Genomic DNA, 26,925 nt, shown 5'->3' on the forward strand with positions numbered 1-26,925 from the left:
AATCTTTAAGAAGAGCGTCATTGCTCCATCCAATATAGTCTTAATTTATCACGTTACATAGGATCTGACAAGAGAGAAATCAAAATAATACTGTATCCCCACTGAAGACCTGATGTACAGCTATAGGCGAACGAGTTCACTGATACTGATTTCATTCATTAGTTTAGCACTTTTTTAATAAGAAGAAAGTAGGGGAGTTTGTCGATGATGATAAATTTATGCTAATGTTTTGCACCAATCTGCACACTTCGTTATAATGAGTGAGTGTGAGAATGAGAGCGAGAGGGGCTGGGTAGATGGCCGCAACGTTTGCCGTCGTAGATGATGATCTGGCGTCCCAACGTATGCTTGCGGATATATTAAATACCAAAGGAGACGTAATTGCAGAATTTTCTTCTGGGCATGAGGCTTTAAGATTTTTTGAGAGCGGTCGCAGAGTTGATGTTTGTTTTATTGATCTCTTGATGCCGGACATCTCAGGAATTGAAGTCGTAGAAAAAGTTCTCTCTATGTTTCCAGAGACTCTGTTTGTTATGATATCCCAGGTGGAAGCAAAGACCTTAATGGCTAAAGCTTATACAGCAGGAATTGAGTTTTTTATTCATAAACCGATTAATCGCAATGAAATATTAGCCATTGCTGAACGCGTATTAGAAAAACAGCGTTTGAAATCCACCCTTGAGCAGATCGAGAAATCGTTGGCGGAAATACGAGCTCTTAAACCAGTTAAAAACTATCAGCCGAACGAGCAGGTGATAAAGAAGAGGTTTCAAGGCATCTTTGCGGATTTAGGGATTGTTGGTGAGACAGGAAGCCGAGAATTACAGGCCATTGTTTTACGCTTTAAAGATCATGAAGAAGAGCTGATAAATCTGCCTTTACGCTCGATTTATCAAGCAATTGCTGGAAATGAAGAAGAGATACAAAGCATTGAACAAAGGATCCGCAGAGTAATAAAACAAGCACTGGGAAACATAGCTTTACGGGGTTTAGAAGATTTCTATGACGAATATTTTGAACGGTATGCCTCGAAATATTTTGATTATGCTGAAGTCCGCGACCGTGTGCTGGAATTGCGTCAGAAGCGAACAAGTTCGGCAAGAATAAATATCCGCAAATTTTTAATAGCTTTATATATGGACGTGCTTCATGATATCTGAACCTTATGCCTCCAGGAATGCTTGTCAGTTCCTGTAGGATTCTGTAGTCCTCATTGTATAGTGTTATCAGAAACTTTCGCAAAATTATGAACAGGGGGGGTTCTGATGACGGAACGAAAAAAAATGGGACTGGCAACAAAAATTATTATTGGTTTGGCTCTGGGTATTCTCTATGGATATTTTTTCCGAAACTATTCTGGATGGCTCAAACCCGTTGGAGACATGTTCATTCGCTCCATTAAAATGATCGTAGTCCCGATTGTCTTTTCTACGATTGTTATTGGCATCGCAGGTGTGGGTGACCTGAAGAAAGTTGGAAAGCTTGGCGGCAAAACTCTTATTTATTTTGAGATTATCACAACGATTGCTATTTTACTTGGAGTAACTGTAGCCAATGTAACGAAACCAGGAGTCGGTATTAACTTAAGCAGCATAACCAAAGTTGATATTAGTGCTTACACCAGCACAGCAACTCATCACACGACAACGGACTTATTTGTAAACCTGATCCCTACGAACATTGTTGATTCCTTAGCCCGTGCAGATTTGCTGCAAGTTATCTTTTTTGCTGTTCTTTTTGGTGTGGCTTTGGCCGGAGTTGGAGAAATCGGCAAACCTGTTCTTCATTTTTTCCAGGGTGTTGCCGAAACGATGTTTAAATTGACAAATATCATTATGACTGCTGCGCCCTACGGCGTTTTTGCCTTAATGGGATTCACTGTCTCCCAGTTTGGGTTAGCAGTTCTTCTTCCTTTAGGTAAATTGGTGGGAATTCTCTATCTAACCATGGCCTTTTTCGTGGTTGTGGTTTTCGGACTAGTTGCTAAGCTTGCGGGAATTAATTTATTCACAATGCTTAGAAACCTTAGCGCCGAGATGTTGATCGCTTTCTCAACCGACAGCTCCGAATCTGTCTTCCCAAGAATCCTTAAAAAAATGGAGCAATTCGGCGTTCCTAAATCCATCGTTACGTTTGTTGTTCCGACAGGATATACCTTTAATTTAGATGGCAGTGCTCTTTATCAAGGATTAGCTGTACCTTTTATTGCGCAAATGTACGGGATTCATTTGACTTTTCTCCATACGTTAACGATTATTGCCGTATTGATGATTACTTCAAAAGGAATGGCTGGAGTTCCTGGAGTATCCTTTGTCGTTTTAGCATCAACATTGGCCTCGACAGGTCTCCCGGTGGAAGGGTTAGCTCTAATTGCCGGAGTCGACAGAATTATGGACATGGGGCGTACCGTGGTGAATGTTATCGGAGTTTCTCTAGCCTCAGTCGTTATGGCGAGACTTGAAGGAGTTTTTGATCGTTCAAGAGCAACTTATCCGTTACAACCCTTACCAGAAGATGTGGAAAGTAATCTTGGAGATCTTGATCAGCTTAAGGAAAACTCAGCGATGACAGAATCATTTGCCAAGTAATCATTAAAAGTATAAAGTTATAATTGCACATTAAATTTGTTTCAAAGCCTATACTATAAACAATTTAAATATGGCCGTTCTTTTGGGGATGTAGACTGGGGTTGCCGGCTGCATCCTCTTGCATCTGGAGGGTGTTAAATGAATTTGGAGAAATGGATGAACTGGCTATCTGACATACAAAAGAAGATGCCGTTTGATACTCTGCGAGCAGCCCTAATCGTGGGAACGTATATTTTGGGTGAAATAGGTTTTTTCCCTTTTGGATCAACATTTCGCTTAGGATTAGGCAGTGTATTTTATGTTTTATGTCTTTATACTTTCCCAAGATTAGCAACTCTCGTCAACGGTTGTTTAACAGGTGCTGTCGTTGTATTTATTAGAGTTATAGCCGATCGTTTCATCTATGTTCGCCCATTATCCTGGCATAATCTTATCCTGGAAAATGCGCCCGCTCTGATTTATTATCTAGCTTTGACGGGCGGAATTCTTGTTTCAAAAGTAAAATATTGGAAATCAAATACCATAAAAACTAGTTTGTATTTTATGGTATTTGATTTGATTGCTAATCTGTTAGAATTCGCCTTTACGGCGAATGTTCACACGACCTGGCATAGTATTTATGTCTTAGCCTTGGGTGCGGGCGTTAAAGGACTATTTTTTCTAGCCTTTATCGCTACTACTGAGTTGTTTCGTCAAAGAATTTTGCAGGAAAAGGAACGAGAAAAGTTCCAAGGGCAGCTTCTTATGGGAGCAACTCTTTATGCCGAAGGATTTTTTTTAAAAAAAATTATGAAGGAAATTGAAGAAGCAACGGAAAAAAGCTTTCAACTTTATCAAGAATACTTACCGGAATCGGCTAGTCTTAGCCAGCAGAATGAGCTTTTGAAATTAGCTGAGAAAATTCACGAAATCAAAAAGGATACGCAACGCGTTTTTAGCAGTTTAGAATCGTTGATAGAGCCTAACGATTACACAAGAATAGACCTTGGAGAGGCCCTGGACCTTGTTGTTGAGAGTCAGCAGCGTTATGCTTTTGCTCATCATAAAGAGGTACAATGGCTGCGTTCATCGGGGTCTAATCATTACTTTGTTGAAAATTTCTTTCCTATATTAGTAGTTGTTAACAATATCTTGGCTAATGGGATAGATGCTATTGCAAGGTCGGGAGAAATTGCTGTTGTCTGGCATGTACGTGAGGGGACCCTATACCTGCATCTTGGCAATACCGGAAAATCAATTTCACCGGACGATCGAGAATTAATATTTTTGCCGGGATTTACTACGAAATACTCTGATTCGGGAACCGCGTCGACAGGAATTGGACTTACCCATGTGCTTCATGTTTTGGCCGAAGTAAAGGGTACGGTGAGCATTAGTCAAACTGAGGGCAGACAAATCTGGACTTGGTTTCACGTACAGCTGCCAATAGTTTAGAACGTTGAAAAAGATAATAATTTGTATTCTTGCAATTTATGCGGATATAATTATAATAAGCTAAAATAGTACACAAGGTTGTTAATAGTTTACGACCTTGTGTACTCATGTAAAGGAGTATCTGTTGTGCTGGAAATTGGTAAGTATTATCAACTCAAAATTAATAATTTTACGTCGTTTGGGGCTTATTTGGACGCCGGAACAGGGGAAAGGAAAGATAATATCCTTTTGCCGCTGAAACAGGTTCCTGAGGGGGCCAAAGAGGGTGATGTCCTTGAAGTTTTTATTTATAGGGATTCTGAAGAGCGGATGATCGCAACGCGGCAAAAACCTTATGCTCAATTAGGAGATCTAGCCTATTTAAGGGTCAGCGCCAGAACTAAAATTGGAGCGTTTCTGGATATTGGGCTGGAACGAGGGTTGCTTTTACCCTTTCATGAGCAGAAATTTTCGGTCCAAGTCGATAAATACTATTTAGTTAAGGTATACTTGGATAAAAGTCAGCGATTATGTGCTACAACAGAAATTTATGAGTATTTAACTGCAGATTCTCCTTATCAAAAAAATGACAAGGTTACAGGGACTGTTTACAGAATCAATCTTCCAATAGGTATATTTGTAGCCGTAGACAATAAATATTGTGGCTTAATACCAAGTTCGGAGTGTTATACTGACATAAAGGAGGGCGATCAAGTAGAAGGACGAGTAATCAGAGTTCGCGACGATGGAAAATTGGATCTTTCTCTTCGAGACCTTTCTTATCTGCAACTTGATAAAGATGGTATGAAAATATTAGAACAAATCCGTCAAGGCGATGGTTTTCTGCCGTTACATGATAAAAGCAGCCCTTTAGAAATTGAAAGTCGGCTTCAAATGAGCAAAGCTGCCTTTAAGAGGGCTGTAGGCAGGCTGCTCAAAGAAAATAAGGTGGTAAAGTCAGAGCATGGTTTAAAGGAGAAATTGCTTTGAGTCCAACCAGTGAAGAAGGACGTTCAGCGAAAATACTTGTTGATGCGGATGCTTGTCCGAGATCAGTTTTGCAAATCTGTCTCAGGCTTGCTAAAAAATATTCTATTCAGGTCTGGACAATTGCTAGTTTCAACCATAAGATTGAATCGGATTTTCATGTTGTTGTAGGGAATGCTTCTCAAGAAGCAGATATACGCCTGATGAATCTTGCACATACTGGTGATGTGGCTGTTACTCAAGACTGGGGGTTAGCAGCCATGTTATTAGGCAAAGGGGTACGGTGTCTGAACCCTACGGGCAGAGAATTCAGCAATGACACAATTGAGTTTTTGCTTGAAGAACGTGAAACTAAAGCAAAGTTTCGCAGGGGCGGCGGGAGGACAAAAGGTCCTCAAAAAAGGAAACTTGAAGACGATCAATTTTTCGAAGACAGTTTACGACGTATATTACAGAATATATATGGAATAACAAGCGGCCACGAAAAGATATAACGCTGATCACCATGCACAACATAAGTCAAAGAAATTATGTGAGGACAAGAGAGATTTCTAAATAAAAGGATGTAAAAACACCTAAAAGGCTTTGCACTTTTGGACAAAGTTGATTAAACTATTGAAGGAGACTGCAAATCAATCTTAGTCTGCCTTATTTAATGCATTTAATTTTAATTGGAGGGTTTGTAGTGAGCACAGCAGTAGAAACCAAAGAATTTCAAACGGAAATTCGTCAGTTATTGGACATTGTCATTCACTCTCTTTATACTGAGAGAGAAATCTTTTTGCGGGAACTCATTTCGAACTCCGCAGATGCTATGGAGAAACTTCGGTATACCCAGCTGACGGGGCAAGACGTTTATCAAAAAGACTTGCCGTTAGAAATTAATATTGATACTTCTGAAGAGGCACATACACTCACAATTACGGATAACGGTGTAGGTTTGACTCGCGAAGAACTTGCTGAGAACCTTGGAACCATTGCTCATTCGGGTTCCAAAGAATTTATTAAACATTTAAGTGAAAAAGGGAATCAAAACGATTTAAATCTCATTGGTCAGTTTGGAGTTGGGTTTTATTCTGCTTTTATGGTTGCAGAGCGAGTAACAATTTATACTCGGACCTTTTTACCGGAAGGAGAAAGTCTGATTTGGGAATCAGACGGGACAGGCAGCTATACTATAAAACCTGGGGATGACTATCAGCGTGGTACGAAAATGGTCCTCCATTTAAAAGAGGATGCCTATGATTTTGCTAAAGTTGAAACAATACAGCGAATTATTAAGCAGTATTCAAGTTTTGTTCCTTATCCAGTGACCGTTAACGGACAGAAAGTCAACACCGTTGATGCCCTATGGACTAAAAACAAGAGTGAAATTAGCGATGATCAGTATAATGAGTTTTATAAGTTTATCGCTAATGCTCATGATGAGCCTCTTTATCGCTTACATTTTTCCTCGGATGCACCTTTAAATATCAATACGCTGCTTTTTGTTCCCCAAGAGAACTTTGAACAATTTGGATTTGGACGAATGGAACCGGGTGTTAATTTATATTGTAAAAAGGTCTTGATTCAAGAGAAATCTACTGCAATTTTACCGGAATGGCTGCGCTTTTTAAGAGGCGTTATCGATAGCGAAGAGCTTCCTTTAAACATTTCCCGGGAAACGATGCAAGATAGTGCCTTGGTTGGCAAACTTAATAAAGTAGTCACGTCCCGATTTATAAAATTCCTCGAAGGCCAGATTACTTCGGAACCGGAAAAGTATAAAACATTTTGGGAGAAATTCAACTTATTTATTAAAGAAGGTGCAGCCAATGACTTTACACATCGCAACGACCTTCTTAAGCTCTTACAATTTGAATCGTCGAATACCCAAGCGGGTGAACTTATTACCCTAAGCCAATATGTCTCAAGGATGAAAGAGGGTCAAACGGCAATCTATTATGTTAATGGACCTTCCCGCGAGACGATCGAAACTGGTCCGTATTTAGAAATATTCCGGGACAAAGGCTTAGAAGTTATCTACACTTATGCGGCCATTGACGATTATATCTTTGGAACAATTGGGGAATTCGAAGGTAAACGGCTTGTATCCGCTGATGAAGCCAATCTGGATCTGATCGACAAAGAACCGAAAGATCGAAGCAAAGAAGCTTTACCTGAAGAACAAGTTGCAGCTCTGACTGCTTGGCTTAAAGAGGTATTGGGAGCAAAGGTTACAGATGTAAGGGAATCGAAACGTTTAATTGACAGTCCGGCCGTTGTGCTAAGCCCTTATGGAACAAACAGTATGCAAAGAATGATGCAGCTTATGAATAAGGACTTCGACAGTGTTGGTCCTAGTGTTCTGGAAATTAATGCTGCTCATCCAATGATCAAACAGTTAGATATGGCACGGATTAATGAAGATTCTTTTGCGAAAGTCGCCGCTGAACAAATTTTCGAAAATGCACAGATTGCAGCAGGGCTAATCTTAGATCCTCGAGGTATGGTCAACAGGCTTAATCAAATTATTGAGCGAGCCCTCGCAAAGTAAACTCGTTTGGCTAAAGGTGAACATTCGGGGGATTCGGTGACGAAAGTGTCGAGTGGATACTTTCGTCGATAGCGCCTAGCCCATAACAAATGCTCTCGCGCTGAAGGATGAACTCTCTTCCCACCGAAGCAAGGTATGAGAACCACTTGTAGGAATGGGAGAAAGAACGAGCAATAATATTCGTTCTTTCTCTACGGGTAATAAAAAAATTATATGCAAAACAACCTTATAACCATCAAATTTTCTCGGAATTTCCAGTTAATCCTCGGGTTATGCTATGCTTAAACTTATATTGCTATGGGATTATCTAATAGTACAATTAGGAATAAGAATTTTACAAGCAGGACAAAAATCCTTAAACTGAAAGTGATAATAAGAACAAACACAATCCGAATAGTTGAAAATCTCCGAATTTTAATTGGCAAAATCGCTTTTTACCCCTGGTAATTGCCTGGAGATCAAATATTAGTTAAGGGGAAAGTCGGTGTTGGATGGAGAACATGACGCCATTCGGCATCGACTCAGTTGTCTTAAAGAAATTATTGACAAGGAGTGGTCATCGTGGACTCAAAGCTAAAAGACCTTCTCGAGAAAAAGAGATCAGAACTTGTCTCAAAATGGACTGATGCAATAATCAGCACCTATCCCAAAGATCCATCAGGCATGTTGAAAAACAAAAAAGACAGATTCGAAAATCCCATAGGGCATACGATCACGAATGTAACGCAGAATCTGTTTCAAGCTCTCTTAGACGAAAAAAGTCTTACTGATTGCAAGCAGCTTTTGGATGATATTATACGAGTAAGAGCTGTACAAGATTTCGCCCCTTCAAAAGCAGTAAGCTTTATTTTTATGCTTAAAAATGTGGTTAGAGAAGAACTCGGTAAGGAAATCAGGCAGAACCAGATCTACGAAGAAATTTTTAAATTTGAATCTCAACTTGATGATCTGGCTCTTTTTGCCTTTGATATATATTCGGGTTGTCGGGAACAACTCAACCAGCTCAAAACGGACGAACTTAAACGAATGACATTCACACTACTCAAAAAGGCTAATTTGATGTCCGAGATCCCAGCTCAAGAGTTTGAGCACAAAGAATTAAAATTTAATTTGTAAAGGAAGGAGGTCGTAGAGTGAAAGCCTTTTATTCTTTCCTCGCAGTAATCGTTCTTATCCTTGTTGCCGTTATTGGAGGCAGTATCGCAAATTTGCATTTCTTTTTTGGTATCATAATACCGTATGTGGCCTTTGTGTTGTTTGTGGGTGGGTTTATTTATCGTATTATTAAGTGGGGTCGTTCGCCGGTTCCCTACCGCATTCCAACAACTTGTGGCCAACAAAAATCCTTACCTTGGATCAAACAAGCGAAGATTGAAAATCCGACATCAGCCCTTGGCGTTATAGTGAGGATGGCTTCAGAAGTACTCTTGTTTCGCTCGCTGTTTCGAAACACTAAGACCGAATTAAGGGAAGGGGAAAATGGGCCGCAATTAGCGTATGGCTCTGCAAAGTGGCTTTGGTTAGGAAGCTTGGTGTTTCACTGGTCGTTTCTGATTATTATTATAAGGCACTTAAGATTCTTCTTAGAACCAATCCCGGTTGCCTTGCAGTTGGTTGACAGCGTTGACAGCATGCTTCAAATTGGATTGCCGCAAATTTATATTACAGACTTATTATTCCTTGCAGCAATTACATTCCTCTTCTTAAGAAGAGTTTGTGTTCCAAGAATCAAATACATTTCTCTTCCTGCCGATTATTTCCCTCTTTTATTGATTTTCGGTATAGCGGTTTCTGGAATTCTCATGCGTTATTTCGATAAAGTGGATTTGATTTCGGTTAAGGAATTAGCTTTGGGGATAGCTACCTTACATCCTGTGTTACCTTCGGATATCGGCGCTATTTTCTATGTGCATTTATTCTTAATATGCTGCCTCTTTGTGTATTTCCCAACAAGCAAGCTGATGCACATGGGTGGAATTTTCATGAGTCCGACTCGTAATATGATCAGTAATAATCGCATGGTTCGGCATATTAATCCTTGGAATCATGCTGTAGAAGTTCATAGCTATGCTGAGTATGAAGATGAATTTAGAGAGAAAATGAAAAAAGCTGGTATACCGGTGGAAAAGGAGTGATCACGGATGGCGAAATATAAGCTTCCTAAACCTGGAGAACTATCATCAAGCATCAACTATAATCCTCCGGCAAAGGATTGGATGGATATTCCGGTTGAGTTTAAACCAGCTACCTATCCTGCGGCTGCAAAAGAGAAAGATTTGTTAACTGTAGGCTTTCCCAATGCTCATCAGTGGACGCCGGAAGACGAAGATTGGAACCTGCCGGATGGCTGGGAAGATACTGTTATCAAAGGTATTGAAGAGAGACTAAGTAAATATCGTTCTTTTAAGTTATTTATGGATGTCTGTGTAAGATGCGGTGCTTGTGCCGATAAATGCCATTTTTATATCGGTACGGGCGATCCTAAGAATATGCCGGTTGTCAGAGCAGAATTATTAAGATCTGTTTACAAAAGGTATTTTACGAAAGCCGGAAAAGTCTTAGGACGATTGGCTGGGGCACGCGATCTCGATGCTGATGTTTTAAAAGAATGGTGGTACTATTTCTTTCAATGTACTGAATGCCGGCGTTGTTCTGTCTTTTGCCCTTATGGGATTGACACAGCTGAGTTAACAATCATGGGCAGAGAACTGCTCAATTTGTTAGGCTTGAATATCAACTGGATTGCCGGACCGGTAGCGGCTTGCTACAGTAAGGGAAATCACTTGGGTATCGAGCCACACGCCTTAAAAAGTAATATTGAACTCATGATTGATGATATTGAGGATATAACAGGAATCAGAGTCAATCCAACCTTTAATCGGAAGGGCGCTGAGATTTTGTTTGTTACTCCCTCAGGTGACTACATGGGCGAGCCGGGGATTTATACCTGTATGGGCTATCTAATGCTTTTCCATGAGCTCGGTTTGGATTATACCTGGAGTACCTATGCTTCAGAGGGGGGGAACTTCGGATTTTTTACCTCCAATGACATGGCTAAGAGATTGAACTCTAAGATTTATGCCGAAGCTAAACGTCTAGGAGTAAAATGGATTTTAGGCGGAGAATGCGGTCATATGTGGCGTGTTTTAAACCAATATATGGATACTTGGAATGGTCCTGCCGATTTCCTTGAAGTGCCAGTTTCCCCAATCACCGGTACGAGATTTGAAAACGCTAAATCTACCAAGATGGTTCATATTACAGAGTTTACCGCAGATTTAATCAAACACAATAAACTCAAATTAGATCCAAGCAGAAATGATCATTTGAGAGTGACTTTCCATGACTCTTGTAATCCAGCTCGTGGTATGGGGTTATTTGATGAACCGAGATACGTAATCAAATCAGTCTGCAATAATTTCTTTGAGATGCCAGAAAATACAATTCGTGAAAAAACCTTTTGCTGCGGCAGCGGTTCGGGATTAAATGCAACCGAAAATATGGAAGAACGAATGAGGGGCGGGTTCCCTCGAGCCAATGCAGTAAAATATGTCCATGATAAACATGGTGTCAATATGCTGGCAAATATATGTGCAGTTGACAGGGCAGCTTTTCCTGCATTGATGGATTACTGGGTTCCAGGTGTAGGTGTTACAGGTACGCATGAATTAGTAGCCAATGCTTTAGTTATGAAGGGCGAAAAAGAACGGACAACTAATTTACGCGGTGAGGATTTACCTGGAAAGGAGGGCAATGAATAATGTATAAAGGCGGAAGAATTATTGCTTCGCTGATAGTTTTTGTTGCTGTTCTCGCATTTCCTTTCTTCTATAATTTAGGTAAAGCAAACGCTGGCCCAGTCATAAATGTTCCATCAGGCACTCAGTGTGTAGAGCCAGTAGCATATATGAGAGCTAATCATATGCAGCTGCTTAATCAATGGAGAGATGAATATGTACGCCAAGGTAAGACGGTGTATGTAAATAGTCAAGGTAAATCCTTTAATATTAATATTGACACCTGTCTGCAGTGCCACTATTCTAATTCAGCGACGAGTAGTTCACCAGCTGCAACTCACCCTGCGGTGAGCACAACTGGTGCTAGTAACCCTGCGGCTACTACTGAAGCGAGTAACTCCGTAGTAAATCCGTCCGATCAATTCTGTGTTACATGCCATCAATATGCATCAGTAGAGCCGACCTGCTGGAGTTGCCACAATCTACCAGAGGGGGCGAATCAATGAGCATCAATAGACGTCAATTCTTAAAAAGAGCTGGGGTTGTGACTGCCCTCGGACTTGGAGGTTCATTTGCAACCATAGGAATCGGTGATCGTTTGGCTTCGGCGGCTTCTGAGTATGAGGAAGCACCTAACGCTGATAAAATCAAACATTGGGCCATGGTCGTCGATATGAGTAAGTTTAAAACCGAGGAAGATATTAATAGAGTTATTCAATCATGTGACAAGATTCATAATATACCACAGATGGACAGTTCTAAGGATGAAATCAAATGGATTTGGTCTGATGATTACGAACACACGTTCGCAGATTCTGAGAACGAGTATCTCGATGAAACTATGAAAAAAATGCCATTTATTGTAATGTGTAATCACTGCGAAAATCCTGCATGCGTTCGTGCATGTCCAACAGGTGCTACCTTTAAACGAGAAGATGGTATCGTAACGATGGATTTTCATCGCTGCATCGGCTGTCGTTTTTGTATGGGTGCATGTCCTTTCGGGGCCAGAAGTTTTAACTTTAGAGATCCCAGACCTTTCATCAAAGATTTCAACCCGAATTTTCCAACCAGGACTCAAGGGGTTGTAGAAAAATGTTTGGGTTGTTATGAGAGATTGGAAAAAGGGGAACAACCTGCTTGTGCTGAGGCTTCGAATGGAGGATTAATTTTCGGCGATTTAAGTGATCAAAATTCTGACGTTTATAAAATTGTCAGTACAAAATTTACGATTCGCCGTAAGACACAATTTGGAACCCAACCTAATGTCTATTACTTGGTAGGAGGTGGGGACCATGCTTGAAAAAGCTTTGTCAGGCAGTAAAAAATATTGGACTTGGATTATTTTTCTGCTAGCTGTTATCGTTGTTGGTTTCTTTTCCTATATGAGACAGTATAATTATGGTCTCGGACTCACAGGTATGAGCCGCGATGTTTCCTGGGGTCTGTATATTGCTCAGTTTACCTTTCTTGTTGGTGTGGCAGCAGCAGCTGTTATGCTGGTAACACCTTACTATCTGCATGATTTTAAACGTTTTGGCAAAATGGTTATCTTAGCTGAATTTTTAGCTATTGGTGCCGTGATCATGTGTATCCTATTCATCTTTGTTGACGTTGGTCAGCCAATGCGTATCCTCAACGTACTACTGTACCCGCAGCTTCACTCAGTAATGTTTTATGATATGTGTGTTTTGTGTGGTTATCTGGCAATTAACTTGATCGTAGGCTGGACTACTTTAGGTGCAGAACGCAAAGGAGTTCATTATCCAAACTGGGTTAAACCAATTATTTACCTGTCAATCCCTTGGGCCTTCAGCATTCACACGGTAACAGCATTCTTGTATGCTGGTTTGCCAGGCAGAAGTTTCTGGATGAGTGCTATTATGGCAGCCCGGTTCTTGGCCTCTGCTTTTGCGGCTGGTCCTTCGCTTTTAATTATCTTGGCGTTAATTGTGCGTAAAGTTAGCAAGTTTGATCCTGATCCGGATCGCAATGCAATACCCTCTCTTGTTAAAATTATTCGCTACGCAATGATCGCCAATGTGTTCTTCTATCTTTGTGAAGTATTTACGGCGTTTTATAGTAATGTTCCAGAGGAAATGGCTTCATTCAAGTATATATTTGTTGGAATTGACGGACATGCTACACTAGTGCCTTGGATGTGGACAGCAGCATTTCTGGCGTTCCTCGGTATTGCTTTGCTGGTCTTCCCAACCAGGAAAAATCCAGTTTTACTGCCAATTGCCCTATTATCCATCTATTTCGCAAACTGGATTGATAAAGGCGTTGTTCTGATTCTTGCTGGATTTGTTCCTAATTCGTTTGATAGGGTTGTAGATTATATTCCTACAGCTAATGAGATATCAATTGTCCTTGCTGTTTATGCGATAGGAGCATTGATCGTAACAGTTCTTTATAAAGTTGCTATCTCTGTTCGAGAAGAACAGCAGGCATAAGATTTAGTTATTTGTTTATGTTATTTTTGTTGATAATGATTGAGTTAACTATTACAATAAACTCATCAATATCAATTTTATAAACTCATTAAAGGAGGATATTTAAAATGTCACAAATTACTGTGGGGGATTTAGTCGTAGAATTGGATGAAGACGGTTTCTTAGAGGATCATAAACAATGGACCGTTGACGTAGCAAATTACCTTGCCAAAACTGAAGAAATCGAAGAATTAGGTGAAGAGCACTGGAAAATGATCAATTACCTCAGAGAATACTTTGATCAATTCGGTGTTGCTCCAATGGTTCGTAAAATGTGCAAAGACACCGGTTTTGACCAAAAGAAAATCTATGAATTATTCCCAGCTGGCCCTGGAAAGGGAGCTTGCAAAATCGCTGGCTTACCGAAACCGACCGGTTGCGTGTAAAAACTTCTTAATACAGGAACTTTGGAGTCGATCGTGATTGATCGGCTCCTTTCTATTTAGGAGACTAAAGGTATAAGCAGGAATTTGAAAATTCGATATAGAATGCATACAATGGTAAATAGAATTCTCTTCAATGTATCTTTTAAGTGAGTCAAGTGGGAATAAGCAATGCGAACAAGGAGAGTTAGAAGAAATAGACGTAAAAGTATTAATCAACTCAGTAAGGGGTGTTATATATGCAAAATAAACGGTTAGAAGATCAAGTTAAGTTTATTGTAGAGATAGATCGTTTAAAAAGAATTTTTAGGCAGAATGTTGTGATAGGAACTACTGAACAGGAAAATGATGCGGAGCATTCCTGGCATATGGCAGTTATGGCCATACTATTGTCTGAATATGCTTCTGAGGAAATTAATATCTTAAGAGTTCTAAAAATGATTCTTATCCACGATCTCGTTGAGATACATGCTGGTGATACATTTTGCTATGATGAAAAAGGAAATATTGATAAGTTTGAGCGTGAACAGAAGTCTGCTAATCAATTGTTTTATCTTCTGCCTTCTGATCAGGCGGAAGAAATCATGGATTTATGGCATGAATTTGAGGCTATGCAAACACCTGAGTCACAATTTGCTGCCAGTTTAGATAGACTTCAACCCTTGCTCTTGAACTATAATACTAATGGACATACCTGGAAAAAACCTGGTGTTACAAGTGAAAAAGTGCTGAAACGAAATTCCGTTCTCGAGAATCCGGTTCCGCAACTATGGGACTTAGCAAAAGAAATCATCGAAGACTCGATCAATAAAGGCTATTTAAAGAAATAATAGGATGATTTCCATCTTCGTAACATAATGGAGGTAAACATGGACATGATAAACGATCGGGTAATGGATCAAATATTAATATCCCGTCAGAACGTTGTTGCCAAAGGAAAGGAAATCCTTACTTCAAAGCTTACCATTGGAACATGGGGAAATATTAGTTGCCGCGTACCGGGAACCGATTGGTTTGCCATTACGCCTACGGGAATGAGCTATGACACATTGATTCCCGATGATATTGTAGTTCTTGACTATAATGGAGTATGCGTTAATGGAGCACGCTTACCATCTATAGAATTACCACTACATTTGGCGGTCTATCACGGTCGGAAGGATGTACAAGCTATCATCCATACCCATAGCACTTATGCCACTGCCATGGCCGCCGCGCGTAAAGAAATCCCGGGTGCTGTTGAAGATTTGGTTCAGATTGTGGGAGGAAATGTTCGGGTTAACGAATACGCCCTGCCGGGTTCCCAGCAATTGGGCCTTAATACCATAAAGGCACTTGAAGATCGAAATGCTGTATTGCTGGCCAATCATGGTATGTTAGGTGTGGGAAGTTCTTTAGAAGAGGCACTTAAAGTCTGTCAGATTGTTGAGAAAGCTGCTGAAATAACGATAGTTGCTCAGCTCATGGGCGGAGTCGTAGAATTGTCGCCAACAGACGTTGAGGGTATGCGGAATTTCTATCTTCACGGCTATGGCCAGAGATAATTTACGATTATAGATCAGCTATGGAGAAAAGTTCAGGAATTAGTGTATAATTAAACTCTAGAAAGAGAAAGAAGGTATCAGTTTATGAAATCAACGATTCGTGATATATCCCTAGCACCTTTAGGACAGAGCAAAATTGATTGGGTCGCACCAAGAATGCAAGTCCTTAATATTGTTCGTCAAGAGTTTGAAAAAACTCAGCCTTTTGCTGGTAAGAATGTTGTTATTTGTCTGCATTTAGAAGCCAAAACCGCCTATCTTGCTCATGTGGTTCGAGCAGGCGGCGCTAATGTAACAGTAGTTGCCAGCAACCCGCTTTCTACGCAGGATGATGTTGTTGCGGCCCTCGTTCAACAAGGAATCCAAGCTCATGCCTGGTATAATGCCACCGATGAGGAATATAAACATCATCTCCAATTGGCTCTTGATACAGAGCCTGACTTTATCATAGATGATGGCGGAGATCTTGTCTCAACCATACATACTACGCGTCCTGAATTATTAAAAAAAGTTAAAGGCGGAGCGGAAGAAACAACGACAGGTGTTTTAAGGCTGCATTCAATGGCCAAGGACGGAGTGCTCAAGTTTCCAATGATCGCTGTTAATGACGCTCAATGTAAGTATTTATTTGATAATCGCTATGGGACTGGTCAATCGGTATGGGATGGTATTATGCGGACAACAAATCTAGTTGTTGCCGGAAAGACTGCTGTTATCGCAGGGTATGGCTGGTGTGGCAAGGGTGTTGCCATGAGGGCTAAAGGTCTGGGCGCAAAGGTTATTATTTGCGAAATTAATCCTATCAAAGCTAATGAAGCATTAATGGATGGTTTTGAGGTTATGCCTATGGTCGAGGCAGCTAAATTTGGAGACTTTTTTATTACGGTTACCGGAAATACCAATATCATTAACAAGGAACATTTTGGGCATATGAAGTCTGGAGCTATTCTCTGCAATGCCGGTCATTTTGATGTGGAGGTTAATGTTGCCCAGCTTAAAGAGATCGCGCTCTCAGAAAGAACTGCTCGCAATAATATTACAGAATATACGCTGCCGACGGGCCAAAAGCTATACGTGTTGGCAGAAGGGCGTCTTGTAAATTTGGCTGCCGGTGATGGGCATCCTGCAGAAGTTATGGATATGACCTTTGCTCTCCAAGCTTTGTCTTTGGAATATGTGGCGGTAAATCATCATAAATTGTCACCTGGGGTTTACCAAGTGAACAGTGAAATAGATGAAAAGGTGGCTCAGTTAAAGCTTCAGTCTTTAGGTTTATCCATCGATACTTTGACTCAAGAACAACGGACTTATCTCGCTTCTTGGAGTCCTGAAGCTGATTAACCTGAAATAATTGCGCACGTATAAACGAAAACACCGTTTACGAAAACGGTGTTTTTTTAAAATTATTTAGTAGGAGGCTAAGGTGTGGGAAGAAAACTCATTATTGCGGAAAAACCTTCTCAAGCTCGTGAATATGCCAATGCCCTAGGCGTTAGAAGCAGAGCTGACGGTTATCTGGAAAATGAGGCGTATATAATCACTTGGTGTTATGGCCATTTGTTAGAATTAGAACGACCTGAGACCTATATGGATTTAGACCGTGTTGGCAAACGGTGGAGTTTAAACCGTTTACCAGTACTTCCTAAGACGGCGGAATTTCGCAGAGTTGTTAAATCAGGAGCTGAAAAGCAGTACCAGATTGTCTTGCATTTGCTTAGGTCTTCGGAGATAGAAGAGGTGATTTGTGGTACAGATGCTGATCGAGAAGGGCAGTTACTTTTCCAGGAAATTTGGGAGGCTTCCAAATGCCAAAAACCTTTAAAACGACTTTGGATCTCATCCTTAACTGCATCCTCAATTCTGGAAGGAATGAATAATCTTCAACCGGCCCAATCCGTGGCAGGCTTGGCCGCTGCTGGTCATGGAAGAGCTTATGCCGATTGGGATTTTGGTATGAATTTAACTGAAGGATTCACGTCTCTCTTTGGAAGTTATGACACGTTAAGAAAAAAGCCAAATGTTATTTCTATTGGACGAGTGCAAACCCCGACGCTGGCTCTCATCGTTGAACGAGAATGGGAGATACTTTCCTTTAACCCTCAGCCGTTCTTTGAAATACGGGCCGAGTTTGCAACAAGCAAGGGTAACTATATCGCTAAATGGTACGATATAGCCAATGAAACCAAACGAATAGCAAAGCGCGGCGAGGCCGAGGAAATTATCCAAAGAATTCAGGGAAAACCCGCTTTTATCCAGAAACTCACGAAAAAGGACCTTCAAGAACCACCGCCTTTGCTCTTTGATTTAACCTCACTAACCGTTGCTGCCTCGAAAAAATATGGATTTAGTGCCGAGAAGGTGTTAAAGATCGCCCAATCCCTTTATGAAAAAAAGGGGATTACCTACCCTCGTACTGATTGTCCATACCTTTCTAAAGACCTAATTCCTAAGCTGGCAAATCATTTGGAGGCAGTTAACCAGGAACCTTACCGAAAATTAGTGGCAGAAGCGATTCGTTACGGAGTACCTCAAGGGAAACGGGTGATCAATACAATTAGCGCGCATCATGCTATAATTCCGACAACCGAAAAGACCGCTAGAGACAGACTTACACGAGACGAACAAAATCTTTACGATTTGATTGTACGACGTTTTATCGCTGTATGGTATCCTCCGGCGAAGTATAGCCAGACTGATGTGGACACAGTAATCGAAGGTGAACATTTTGCTGCCAAAGGAAAGATCTTGAAAAATCCTGGCTGGAAAGTTGTTTACGATTACGACAAAGACGAAATCGAGGATGGAACGACGACCGTCTTACCTCCTTTGGATCAGGGCCAAGAGGTCGAAACAAAAGCTCTTTCAATTGAAGAAAAAACCACGAAGCCTCCTAAACGCTATTCTCAGGGAGACTTGCTAAAAGCTATGGAAGGAGCGGGAAAACAAGTTGACGATGAGATACTTCGACAACAATTAAAAGGGAAAGGGTTGGGAACCGTTGCCACCCGGCCGGCAATTATCGAGAGCTTAATTGATCGTGGATACATTTATCAAGAACAGAAGGCGTTGAAGCCCACTGTCAAGGGAACCGAACTTATTCAACTTATCAAAAAACGGCTCGCTAAAGCTCAGCTTCTGATAAGCGCCGAAATGACAGGACAAATGGAATTCAACCTTTCTAAAGTTGAAAAAGGCAAATTAACTTTGGAAGCTTATATTTCTGATGTCGAAATGGCTATCCGTCAGATTATTGAGGAGCTGCGTACATTTGAACAAACTAATGGGAAGATGCCCATAGCAGTGGGTTCTAAACCATTGGCGCAGAAATCTTTAACGGGAGGTGTCCATAGAACCCTTGCTAAGAAGGATGAATCAGGATCTAAAATCGCGGAAGAAGGATTGACCTTGCTCGGCAAATGTCCAAGGTGCGGGCACGAGGTGATCGAGGGTCAGAAAGGGTTTGGCTGTTCAAATTGGAAAAATGGGTGTCATTTTGTAATTTGGAAGAAACAGCTCTGTGGCAAAACTATAACTCCTAATCAAGTCAAAAGTCTGCTTAAAAAGGGCAGGACTCCTCTCATCAAAGGTTTTAAATCAAATACCGGTAAAAAGTTTTCAGCCTATTTGGTTTGGGACAAACCAGAAGAGGGTAAATTGAAATTTGAGTTTGAACCATAAAGCAACTATAATTGTCGTAAAAATACGGTCTTAGGCTTGACCAGTGAATGAAAATATTAGCGGATAGGACGGAGAATAAAATGCCAACATCCTTTGCCCAACTCGGAGTGGAAGAAAAGTTAGTTCTTGCCTTGAATCAACAAGGAATCAATGAGCCAACAGCTATTCAAGAACAAGCAATCCCCTTAGTTTTAGAGTGTCATGATGTTGTAGGACAATCTGAAACAGGAACTGGTAAAACCTTGGCTTATTTGCTGCCGATTTTTCAGAAAATAGATCGTTTAAAAAGAGAGAATCAAGCCTTAATTCTCACTCCAACTCATGAATTAGCATTGCAAATTAATGCTGAGATAGGGATACTTGCTAAAAATTCCGGCCTGCCGGTTACTGCGGCTGCAATAATTGGGAATGTGAATATCACTAGGCAAATTGAAAAGTTAAAAGAAAAACCACATATTCTTGTAGGCTCAAGCGGTCGAATTTTAGAGCTCATAAAAAAAAGAAAGATATCAGCTCAAAGTCTTAAAACAATTGTTCTTGATGAAGCAGATCGTTTATTAGATGATGATAATGTCCATGACGTTGCGGCTGTTGTCAAAACTGCTTTGAGGGATACCCAACTTCTTTTATTTTCAGCAACGCTTCCTGAAACAACAACTCAGCGCGCTATGGAATTTTTGAAAAATCCTCAAGTTCTGCGAGTGACTAAGACAATAAAGATTAACCCGACAATTTCTCATGACTATATTGTTGCAGAACAAAGGGATAAATTTGAAGTTTTAAGAAAGCTCATCCGTAGTATATCCCCAAAAAGAGCTCTAATCTTTGTCAATAAAAGTGAGGAAATTGAAAAAACCGTTGAGAAACTTAACTATCATGGAATAGAAGCGGAAGGAATTTATGGGGGAGCAAGCAAAATAAACCGTCACAAAGCAATGGATGAGTTTAGATCGGGGAAACTACGTATATTGGTAGCTTCCGATTTAGCATCCCGTGGTTTAGACATAAAAGGGATAAGCCATATTTTTAATCTTGATTTGCCGGAAGATCATCAAATTTACCTTCATAGGGTGGGACGGGCCGGCAGGGCAGGGGAAGGCGGGAAAGCCATATCACTTGTCACAAAATCTGAAATTTCTTACTTAAAAAAGTTAGAAAATGTATATGGAATTACCATTAATCCGAAAGAGATGGCCTTTGGGAAAATTGTTGATCCACAGAAAAGACAATTTTACGGGAGAGCAAAAACTCGAACCAAAAATCCAAGCTAAATATGACTATTTTTGTTTGGGTCTGAGATCTACTTCGGTTATATAAAGGTCTTTGTACATATAAATGACAATTGATATAATTTTCTGTGATCATAGAGAGTTCTCAAGAGTTATGAATTATATGGGACGATGGTAAGACTTTTATTTAGGAGGTAAGCAATGCATACATCTCCAGGTGAATTAGCCCAGGCATTAAAACAAGAAGGCTATTTGATTGATCAAGAAACAGCAACAACGTTATTTTTAGGCCTTTATTTAAAAAAGCCTTGCCTTATTGAAGGACCGGCCGGTGTTGGAAAAACGCATCTAGCTATAGCCTTGGCTAAGGCAGAGCGCCGAAAATTGATACGGCTGCAATGTTATGAAGGATTGGATATCACAAAAGCACTTTATGATTGGAATTATGCGAAGCAGCTTTTGCGTCTTCAGCTTGCTAAAACAGATGATTGGGAACAAATTAAGCTTAATTTGTTTTCAGAGGAATTTTTACTGGCCCGTCCACTCCTGGAATCAATTCGTTCTGAGGAGCCTGTCCTGTTATTAATTGATGAACTGGATAAAAGCGATGAAGAATTCGAAAGTTTTCTTTTAGAGCTGCTTGCGGAGCAACAAGTTACAATTCCGGAATTAGGAACCATAACTTCAAAAGCCAATCCTATTGTAATTTTAACAAGTAATAATAGTCGGGATTTCAGCGATGCCTTAAGAAGGCGATGTATCCATATCTACCTGACATATCCAACCCTTGAACGAGAAATGTCCATCTTGAGCTCACAGGTTCCCGATCTTACTGAACAACTCGTTCAAGAGGTCTGTGAATTTGTTGCTAAAGTTCGTAAGCTTCCCTTGCAAAAATTACCGAGCGTTTCGGAATCCATCGATTTTGCCTGTGCTTTAAAAGCACTTCAAAAAGGCAAGGTAAATTATAGTAACTTGATGGGATTACTTAATGTCTTGTTGAAATACCCTAAGGACATTGTCAAGTTGGAGGAACGTCTAAAAAAATGGGATTCTGAGCTTAAGGTTAGGATGGACTAAACGATGAACGGGTGGGATTTTCTTAGATTAATCAATGGCCTGAGACAAGCTTCGATTATGATTTCATCTGAAGATGTCCGTGATGTTCAAATCTGTCTCGATCGATTTCCGATGATAGCGGAAAAACAGATAATGAAGGCACTTTTAATTCGCAGACCTCAAGACCTAATCATGTTTGAAAGTGTTTGGAGAATCATTTTTGCTGCAAATTTGCTGAGTACAGCTGATGATGCTGGAGATTCAACGAGGGTTATTAACATTGAGGATAAGAACAGCCCCAGTATAGGCGGACAGGGTGTCGGACGAGGATTTGGCGGTATTAGTCTATCGAATTCAGAAGGGCATGATGTTTCTAAAGATCTTACTCTTAAAATTAATCCGGCGAAACTTGAAGTATTAATGAATAAGATAGAGGAATTCGATGATCTTGTTAAAGCTGTTTTAGCAGATATGAACTATTATACCTGGATTAATTCCTATGAATTAGCTTACCAACGAGGATCACTTACCGAAGAGGAATGGTACGCTCATTTAAACCTACGCTCATCGATAATTGATGAAATTAGACATCAGGTATTGGCACTTCAAGTGCATAAAGAAAACAGCTGGCAGCCTTTGGCCCGGCAACATTTTTTGGTTAAACCACTGAGCAATCTTACAGATCTAGAAAAGAGTTTAGTAAAATCGAGTATTCGAAAATGGACCCAAAAATTAGCCGTTCGTCCTGGACAACGCTGGAAACTAACTACTAGAAGAGGACTGATCGACATTGCCCGAATTGTACGTCAAAGCGTTCAGTGTAACGGATTAATTTTTAAGTTGAGTTTTCACCAGCGGGTCCCTCGTGCACCCGAGTTAATCGTTCTCTGTGACGTTTCAAATTCAATGGCACCATTTGTAGAATTTCTTATCTTTTTAATTTCTTGTTTTAAACGGCGTTACCGAAAAATTAAGGTTTGTTTTTTTATTGAAACTGTTTGGGATGTTTCGGATTTCATTTGGGATGAAGATTTTGAGGATATCAGACAAAAGATAACGAGTTGGGGGCATAAAATTAGTCTTGGGTTCTCAGATTACGGAGCAGCTTTTAAAGAGCTAGCCGAGAATTATTTAGTAAACGTGTCTGCCAGGGGGACGATTGTGATATTAGGTGATGGTAAGAATAATTATCGTTCACCACAAAAAGAGTATATTGCCCAAATTTCTGAACGAGTTAAACAGATCTTTTGGCTGAATCCTTTAAATGTTGAGGAGTGGAATGATCCCGATAATATCATGAAACATTATCAGCCTTTCTATAGGAAAGCTTATCGTTGCCGTTCTGCGGAAGACTTGCTAAAAATAGTTAGAGATGTTTTTTAAGGAGGGTCTTGCCTATTTCCATTCTAGTAATAACTATAGCCTTAATTACTATAGCCCAATTGATTATTCTCGGGTCCGTTGTATTTCTAGAAAACAGAGACCCTACAAAGACCATTATTTGGCTATTAATTCTTGGTGCTTTGCCTATTTTAGGTGCTCTAATTTATCTCATGTTAGGCAGATTGGTACGCAAACATCAACTTTCGCATCATACTCAGCTTTTGCAGGGACCTACGGAAGAACTTTTAATGGAACGACAGGCAATTCAAGCTGAAGATGATGATGATCAGACCACAACTATTCCAATCAATCGCAAACTCGCAAATATTTTAATGAATGATGCCTCTGCCCCCATAACCTTTAATAATCGTTCACAAGTGCTTACCAATGGTATCGACACATTTAAAGCGATCTTTGACGCCATCGAAAGCGCCAAAAATCATATTCATTTGGAATTCTTTATATTTCACAATGACAGCATTGGACGGGATATCCTAAATTTATTGATGCGCAAAGTATCTGAAGGTGTCAAAGTCCGAGTTCTGGTCGATGGTTTGGTTAATCGTTCTTTGCGAAAACATTTTGGTGAATTACGAGCAGCAGGTGTTGAGGCGGAAGTGTTTTATCCGGTCCGCTTTCCATTTTTATCGCGACGTCTAAATTTGCGCAATCACCGTAAAATTGTTGTCATTGATGGCCGAATTGGTTTTCTGGGAGGATTAAACGTCGGAGATGAATATTTATCTCTCAATCAAAGAATCGGTTTCTGGCGAGACACTTTTCTGAAACTTGAGGGGGATTCTGTTAATTTTCTGCAAGCGGTATTCTTAAATGACTGGAATGGAACCACTCGACAAAAACTATTTGATGTCGACTACTATCCTAAGGCGAACCAACTAGATGTTCAAATGACACAAATCGCTGCCACCGGTCCCGATTCCGATTGGGGTTCGATGCTGGAAATTTTCTTTGTAGCTTTGACCAGTGCTGAAAAAACGATTTATATTGAAACACCTTATTTTATACCCGATGAAGGTTCAATCATGGCGTTAAAAACCGCAGCCTTAAGCGGCTTAGACGTGCGGGTCATTTTGCAAGGGGTGGCTGATCATAAAATTACCTATTGGGCCTCACTTTCTTATGTTGAAGAGTTATTAGAAGCTGGAGTCCGTATATATCAATATAATAAGGGAGTTCTTCACGCCAAAATCTTAATCTTGGATGGAGAAATTGGAGTTGTTGGCTCGACTAATTTTGATATTCGAAGTTTTAGTTTGAATTTTGAAATTAGTGCATTTATATACGATGAATCTTTGGCTCATCGTTTAGAACGAGACTTTTATCAAGATCTTCATGACAGTAAGGAAATAATTCTCACTGAATATAAAAATCGTCCTTTCCCTAATCGTCTGAAAGAATCAAGTGCTCGCTTGTTCTCCCCGCTTCTATAAGCGGGAGTGTCGAAGTCGAATTATTAATGAAGAAATTCTTATAAGGAGGAAAATCCCGGTTTTTAGAGAATATTGTAGCAGGACGCTAGGTAATGCCTAATCAAAAGGAAGAGTGATGTTACTCTTTAACGATATGCATTTTTGATTAGCTTTAACTAACTGCAGACGATTTAACCTTAGAAATTGAAAGGAGTATGAAAATCTTGTTAACAATAAAACAAAATTCCAGGATTGGCTTCGTTGGTACAGGGGTTATGGGCAAAAGCATGGCGGGACATTTATTATCGGCTGGCTATGACGTGAATATTTACACCAGAACTAAAAGTAAAGCAGAATCACTCCTATCTGCTGGAGCCGTTTGGCAAGAAACGGTCGAAAAGCTGGCACATAATAGTGATATTATCATTACTATGGTAGGTTATCCTAAGGATGTCGAAGAAATCTATTTAGGAGAACATGGAATTGTTAATCATGCTCAAAGCGGAAGTTATCTAATTGATATGACTACTTCGTCGCCATCATTAGCTAAAAAAATATATGAGGAAGCGCTTGCAAAGGAAATGTTTGCCTTAGATGCACCGGTTTCCGGAGGAGATGTGGGTGCTAAGGAAGCGCGGTTGGCGATTATGGTAGGTGGTGATGAGGAAGTCTTTAACGTATTAGTCCCGGTTTTGAGTTATTTAGGTAAAAACATTGTTTATCAAGGGAAGGCTGGAGCGGGTCAACATACAAAAATGTGCAATCAAATTGCTATTGCGACTAATATGATTGGCGTGTGTGAAGCAATGGCCTATGCTTCTAAATCGGGCTTAGATCCTGACACGGTTCTTAAGAGCATTGCTACTGGTGCCGCAGGAAGTTGGTCATTAAGCAACTTGGCGCCTCGTATGCTTGCGAATGATTTTGCACCCGGTTTTTATGTTAAGCATTTTATTAAAGATATGACAATTGCCTTGAATGCTGCTGATGAAATGGGACTATTGACTCCAGGCTTGAAGCTTGCAAAATCCTTATATGACAAATTAGCCGCTGCCGGTGAAGAAAACAGCGGTACACAAAGTCTATATAAGTTATACACGTCTTTGTCATCAGTAGTTAACCAGTAATGATATGTTGCTAAAGCGGACAAATTAGTCATTAAGCACTATAGATAAGGACCATGGAGGAATAGTAATAAGTTTCTTTCATGGTCTTTTCTAACGGGGTTTATTAATTCCATAATTCATTATTCATATGGCCAAATAAGACGTGTTCATTTGCTCGCTGAGGCATTTAAATATTAAGTTTAAAAAGCAATTATCCTATCATAAAATATATAGGATTCGATTCAGCTCGACAAATAATTTTGTGCATCAATTTATATGAGAAATTTGCTATTTGAATTCCCAATAGAATTATCGATTTAATTAATTCACTATATAATATATTAATTATAGTAATATTGACTTCTAGTAACCTCAGTGCTAATCTTAAATACGTAAACTAACTAACTACGACATTAAAAGTTGTATATTAATTTTTGTACATGTATTATTCTGCTTAGAAGAGAGGCCTTTCGGGTCTACTTATTTTTTTTAGTTCTTTATGTGAAAGTATTCATATTCCCTGCTTATGATATAAATGTCAGGGGATTAGTGTTAACGTGAAAATAGTCTTAATAATCCAAATTTATATTATTTTATACAATATAAATTGAATTCGTTATAGGAGAAAGCAAATACCTCCATAATCATCTTGGAGGAGTGCTATATGGTTGGTCCGGGAAACCGGACTGACTAGCTCGACGTTCGTCGAGATTTTACTGGCATATAAGGGAGGTAAAAGGATGGCTTATAAGAGTATTCTGGTGGTTGGAGGGGGAATCAGCGGACTTACCGCCGCTGTAGAAGCTTCCGAAGCAGGAAGTGAGGTCTATCTGGTCGAAGAGAAATCCTATCTCGGTGGCCGAGTAGCCCAGATGAACCAGTATTTTCCTAAGTTATGCCCTCCGAACTGCGGATTAGAGATTAACTTCCGCAGAATAAAACAGAATCCGAGGATCAAGTTTTTCACATTGTCAGAGATCGAATCCATTGAAGGAGAAGAAGGAGACTTCACCGTTACGGTAACCGCGAAACCGCGTTATGTAAATCAGAACTGCACGGCCTGCGGGAAATGCATGGAGGTATGTCCGGCAGAGAGGTCCAACGAGTTCAACTATGGCATGGATAAAACGAAAGCAATTTATAGAGCCCATGCCTTTGCGTTTCCAATGAAGTACGTTCTTGACAGGGAAGCATGCCTGGGAGCAGAATGCGGGAAGTGTGTCAGCGCTTGTGAGTACGGTGCTATTGAACTGGATATGGAACCGAAAAGCTTCAAACTAAATGTAGGATCCATCGTATGGGCAACAGGCTGGGAGCCGTATGATGCCACGAAGATCTCCTATTACGGCTATGGCCG

General features: G+C 40.2%; 23 protein-coding genes. All 23 read left to right on the forward strand.

Annotated elements, in window-relative coordinates; all coding sequences use genetic code 11:
• The first annotated feature begins 296 nt into the window (after positions 1-296).
• Positions 297-1,160 (forward strand): response regulator, encoded by an 864-nt coding sequence (locus tag B5771_RS00630; RefSeq protein ID WP_088185805.1) that lies wholly within the window; start codon positions 297-299, stop codon positions 1,158-1,160.
• 105 nt (positions 1,161-1,265) lie between these two features.
• Complete coding sequence (locus tag B5771_RS00635; RefSeq protein WP_088185806.1) at positions 1,266-2,588, forward strand: cation:dicarboxylase symporter family transporter; 1,323 nt, start codon at positions 1,266-1,268, stop codon at positions 2,586-2,588.
• Between the two features lie 138 nt (positions 2,589-2,726).
• Positions 2,727-4,022: a HAMP domain-containing sensor histidine kinase gene (locus B5771_RS00640; RefSeq protein ID WP_088185807.1), complete on the forward strand. Its 1,296-nt coding sequence runs from the start codon at positions 2,727-2,729 to the stop codon at positions 4,020-4,022.
• Between the two features lie 126 nt (positions 4,023-4,148).
• Positions 4,149-4,991 (forward strand): S1-like domain-containing RNA-binding protein, encoded by an 843-nt coding sequence (locus tag B5771_RS00645; protein WP_088185808.1) that lies wholly within the window; start codon positions 4,149-4,151, stop codon positions 4,989-4,991.
• Positions 4,988-5,482, forward strand: coding sequence for a DUF188 domain-containing protein (locus B5771_RS00650; RefSeq protein ID WP_088185809.1), 495 nt, complete (start codon positions 4,988-4,990; stop codon positions 5,480-5,482). Before B5771_RS00645 ends, B5771_RS00650 begins: the two co-directional genes overlap by 4 nt.
• Positions 5,483-5,643: 161 nt before the next feature.
• A complete protein-coding gene (gene htpG, locus B5771_RS00655; RefSeq protein WP_172408110.1) occupies positions 5,644-7,524 on the forward strand; it encodes a molecular chaperone HtpG in 1,881 nt (626 codons plus the stop codon).
• A 561-nt stretch (positions 7,525-8,085) separates the two neighbouring features.
• Positions 8,086-8,640 (forward strand): RsbRD N-terminal domain-containing protein, encoded by a 555-nt coding sequence (locus tag B5771_RS00660; RefSeq protein ID WP_088185810.1) that lies wholly within the window; start codon positions 8,086-8,088, stop codon positions 8,638-8,640.
• Positions 8,641-8,657: 17 nt separating this feature from the next.
• Complete coding sequence (gene dsrM / locus B5771_RS00665) at positions 8,658-9,659, forward strand: sulfate reduction electron transfer complex DsrMKJOP subunit DsrM (RefSeq protein ID WP_047810569.1); 1,002 nt, start codon at positions 8,658-8,660, stop codon at positions 9,657-9,659.
• A 6-nt stretch (positions 9,660-9,665) separates the two neighbouring features.
• Positions 9,666-11,285, forward strand: a complete 1,620-nt coding sequence (gene dsrK, locus B5771_RS00670) for a sulfate reduction electron transfer complex DsrMKJOP subunit DsrK (protein ID WP_047810570.1) — start codon at positions 9,666-9,668, stop codon at positions 11,283-11,285.
• On the forward strand, positions 11,285-11,767 hold the full coding sequence (gene dsrJ, locus B5771_RS00675) for a sulfate reduction electron transfer complex DsrMKJOP subunit DsrJ (RefSeq protein WP_088185811.1): 483 nt from the start codon (positions 11,285-11,287) through the stop codon (positions 11,765-11,767). Before dsrK ends, dsrJ begins: the two co-directional genes overlap by 1 nt.
• Positions 11,764-12,564 (forward strand): sulfate reduction electron transfer complex DsrMKJOP subunit DsrO, encoded by an 801-nt coding sequence (gene dsrO, locus B5771_RS00680; RefSeq protein ID WP_088185812.1) that lies wholly within the window; start codon positions 11,764-11,766, stop codon positions 12,562-12,564. The genes dsrJ and dsrO overlap by 4 nt, the downstream gene beginning before the upstream one ends.
• The gene (gene dsrP, locus B5771_RS00685) at positions 12,557-13,717 is read left to right on the forward strand and encodes a sulfate reduction electron transfer complex DsrMKJOP subunit DsrP (protein WP_047810573.1); all 1,161 of its coding nucleotides are present in this window, start codon (positions 12,557-12,559) and stop codon (positions 13,715-13,717) included. The genes dsrO and dsrP overlap by 8 nt, the downstream gene beginning before the upstream one ends.
• 107 nt (positions 13,718-13,824) lie before the next feature.
• Positions 13,825-14,142: a TusE/DsrC/DsvC family sulfur relay protein gene (locus B5771_RS00690; RefSeq protein ID WP_047810574.1), complete on the forward strand. Its 318-nt coding sequence runs from the start codon at positions 13,825-13,827 to the stop codon at positions 14,140-14,142.
• A gap of 236 nt (positions 14,143-14,378) precedes the next feature.
• Positions 14,379-14,969, forward strand: a complete 591-nt coding sequence (locus tag B5771_RS00695) for an HD domain-containing protein (protein ID WP_088185813.1) — start codon at positions 14,379-14,381, stop codon at positions 14,967-14,969.
• A gap of 39 nt (positions 14,970-15,008) precedes the next feature.
• The gene (locus B5771_RS00700) at positions 15,009-15,683 is read left to right on the forward strand and encodes a class II aldolase/adducin family protein (RefSeq protein WP_348982922.1); all 675 of its coding nucleotides are present in this window, start codon (positions 15,009-15,011) and stop codon (positions 15,681-15,683) included.
• A gap of 84 nt (positions 15,684-15,767) precedes the next feature.
• On the forward strand, positions 15,768-17,024 hold the full coding sequence (locus B5771_RS00705) for an adenosylhomocysteinase (RefSeq protein WP_088185814.1): 1,257 nt from the start codon (positions 15,768-15,770) through the stop codon (positions 17,022-17,024).
• A gap of 84 nt (positions 17,025-17,108) precedes the next feature.
• The gene (locus B5771_RS00710; RefSeq protein ID WP_088185815.1) at positions 17,109-19,361 is read left to right on the forward strand and encodes a type IA DNA topoisomerase; all 2,253 of its coding nucleotides are present in this window, start codon (positions 17,109-17,111) and stop codon (positions 19,359-19,361) included.
• 80 nt (positions 19,362-19,441) lie between these two features.
• Positions 19,442-20,632: a DEAD/DEAH box helicase gene (locus B5771_RS00715; RefSeq protein ID WP_088185816.1), complete on the forward strand. Its 1,191-nt coding sequence runs from the start codon at positions 19,442-19,444 to the stop codon at positions 20,630-20,632.
• Between the two features lie 159 nt (positions 20,633-20,791).
• Complete coding sequence (locus B5771_RS00720) at positions 20,792-21,670, forward strand: MoxR family ATPase (protein WP_088185817.1); 879 nt, start codon at positions 20,792-20,794, stop codon at positions 21,668-21,670.
• A 3-nt stretch (positions 21,671-21,673) separates the two neighbouring features.
• Positions 21,674-23,032 carry a VWA domain-containing protein gene (locus B5771_RS00725; RefSeq protein WP_088185818.1) on the forward strand — a complete coding sequence of 453 codons (1,359 nt, stop codon included), beginning with the start codon at positions 21,674-21,676 and terminating at the stop codon, positions 23,030-23,032.
• 8 nt (positions 23,033-23,040) lie between these two features.
• Positions 23,041-24,483, forward strand: a complete 1,443-nt coding sequence (gene cls / locus B5771_RS00730) for a cardiolipin synthase (RefSeq protein WP_088185819.1) — start codon at positions 23,041-23,043, stop codon at positions 24,481-24,483.
• 194 nt (positions 24,484-24,677) lie between these two features.
• Positions 24,678-25,589 carry an NAD(P)-dependent oxidoreductase gene (locus B5771_RS00735; RefSeq protein ID WP_088185820.1) on the forward strand — a complete coding sequence of 304 codons (912 nt, stop codon included), beginning with the start codon at positions 24,678-24,680 and terminating at the stop codon, positions 25,587-25,589.
• 719 nt (positions 25,590-26,308) lie between these two features.
• A partial coding sequence (locus tag B5771_RS00740; protein ID WP_140417657.1) for an FAD-dependent oxidoreductase occupies positions 26,309-26,925 on the forward strand: 617 nt, incomplete at its 3' end.

The sequence above is a fragment of the Desulfosporosinus sp. FKA genome (assembly GCF_002196785.1).
GTDB classification, from domain to species: domain Bacteria; phylum Bacillota; class Desulfitobacteriia; order Desulfitobacteriales; family Desulfitobacteriaceae; genus Desulfosporosinus; species Desulfosporosinus acididurans.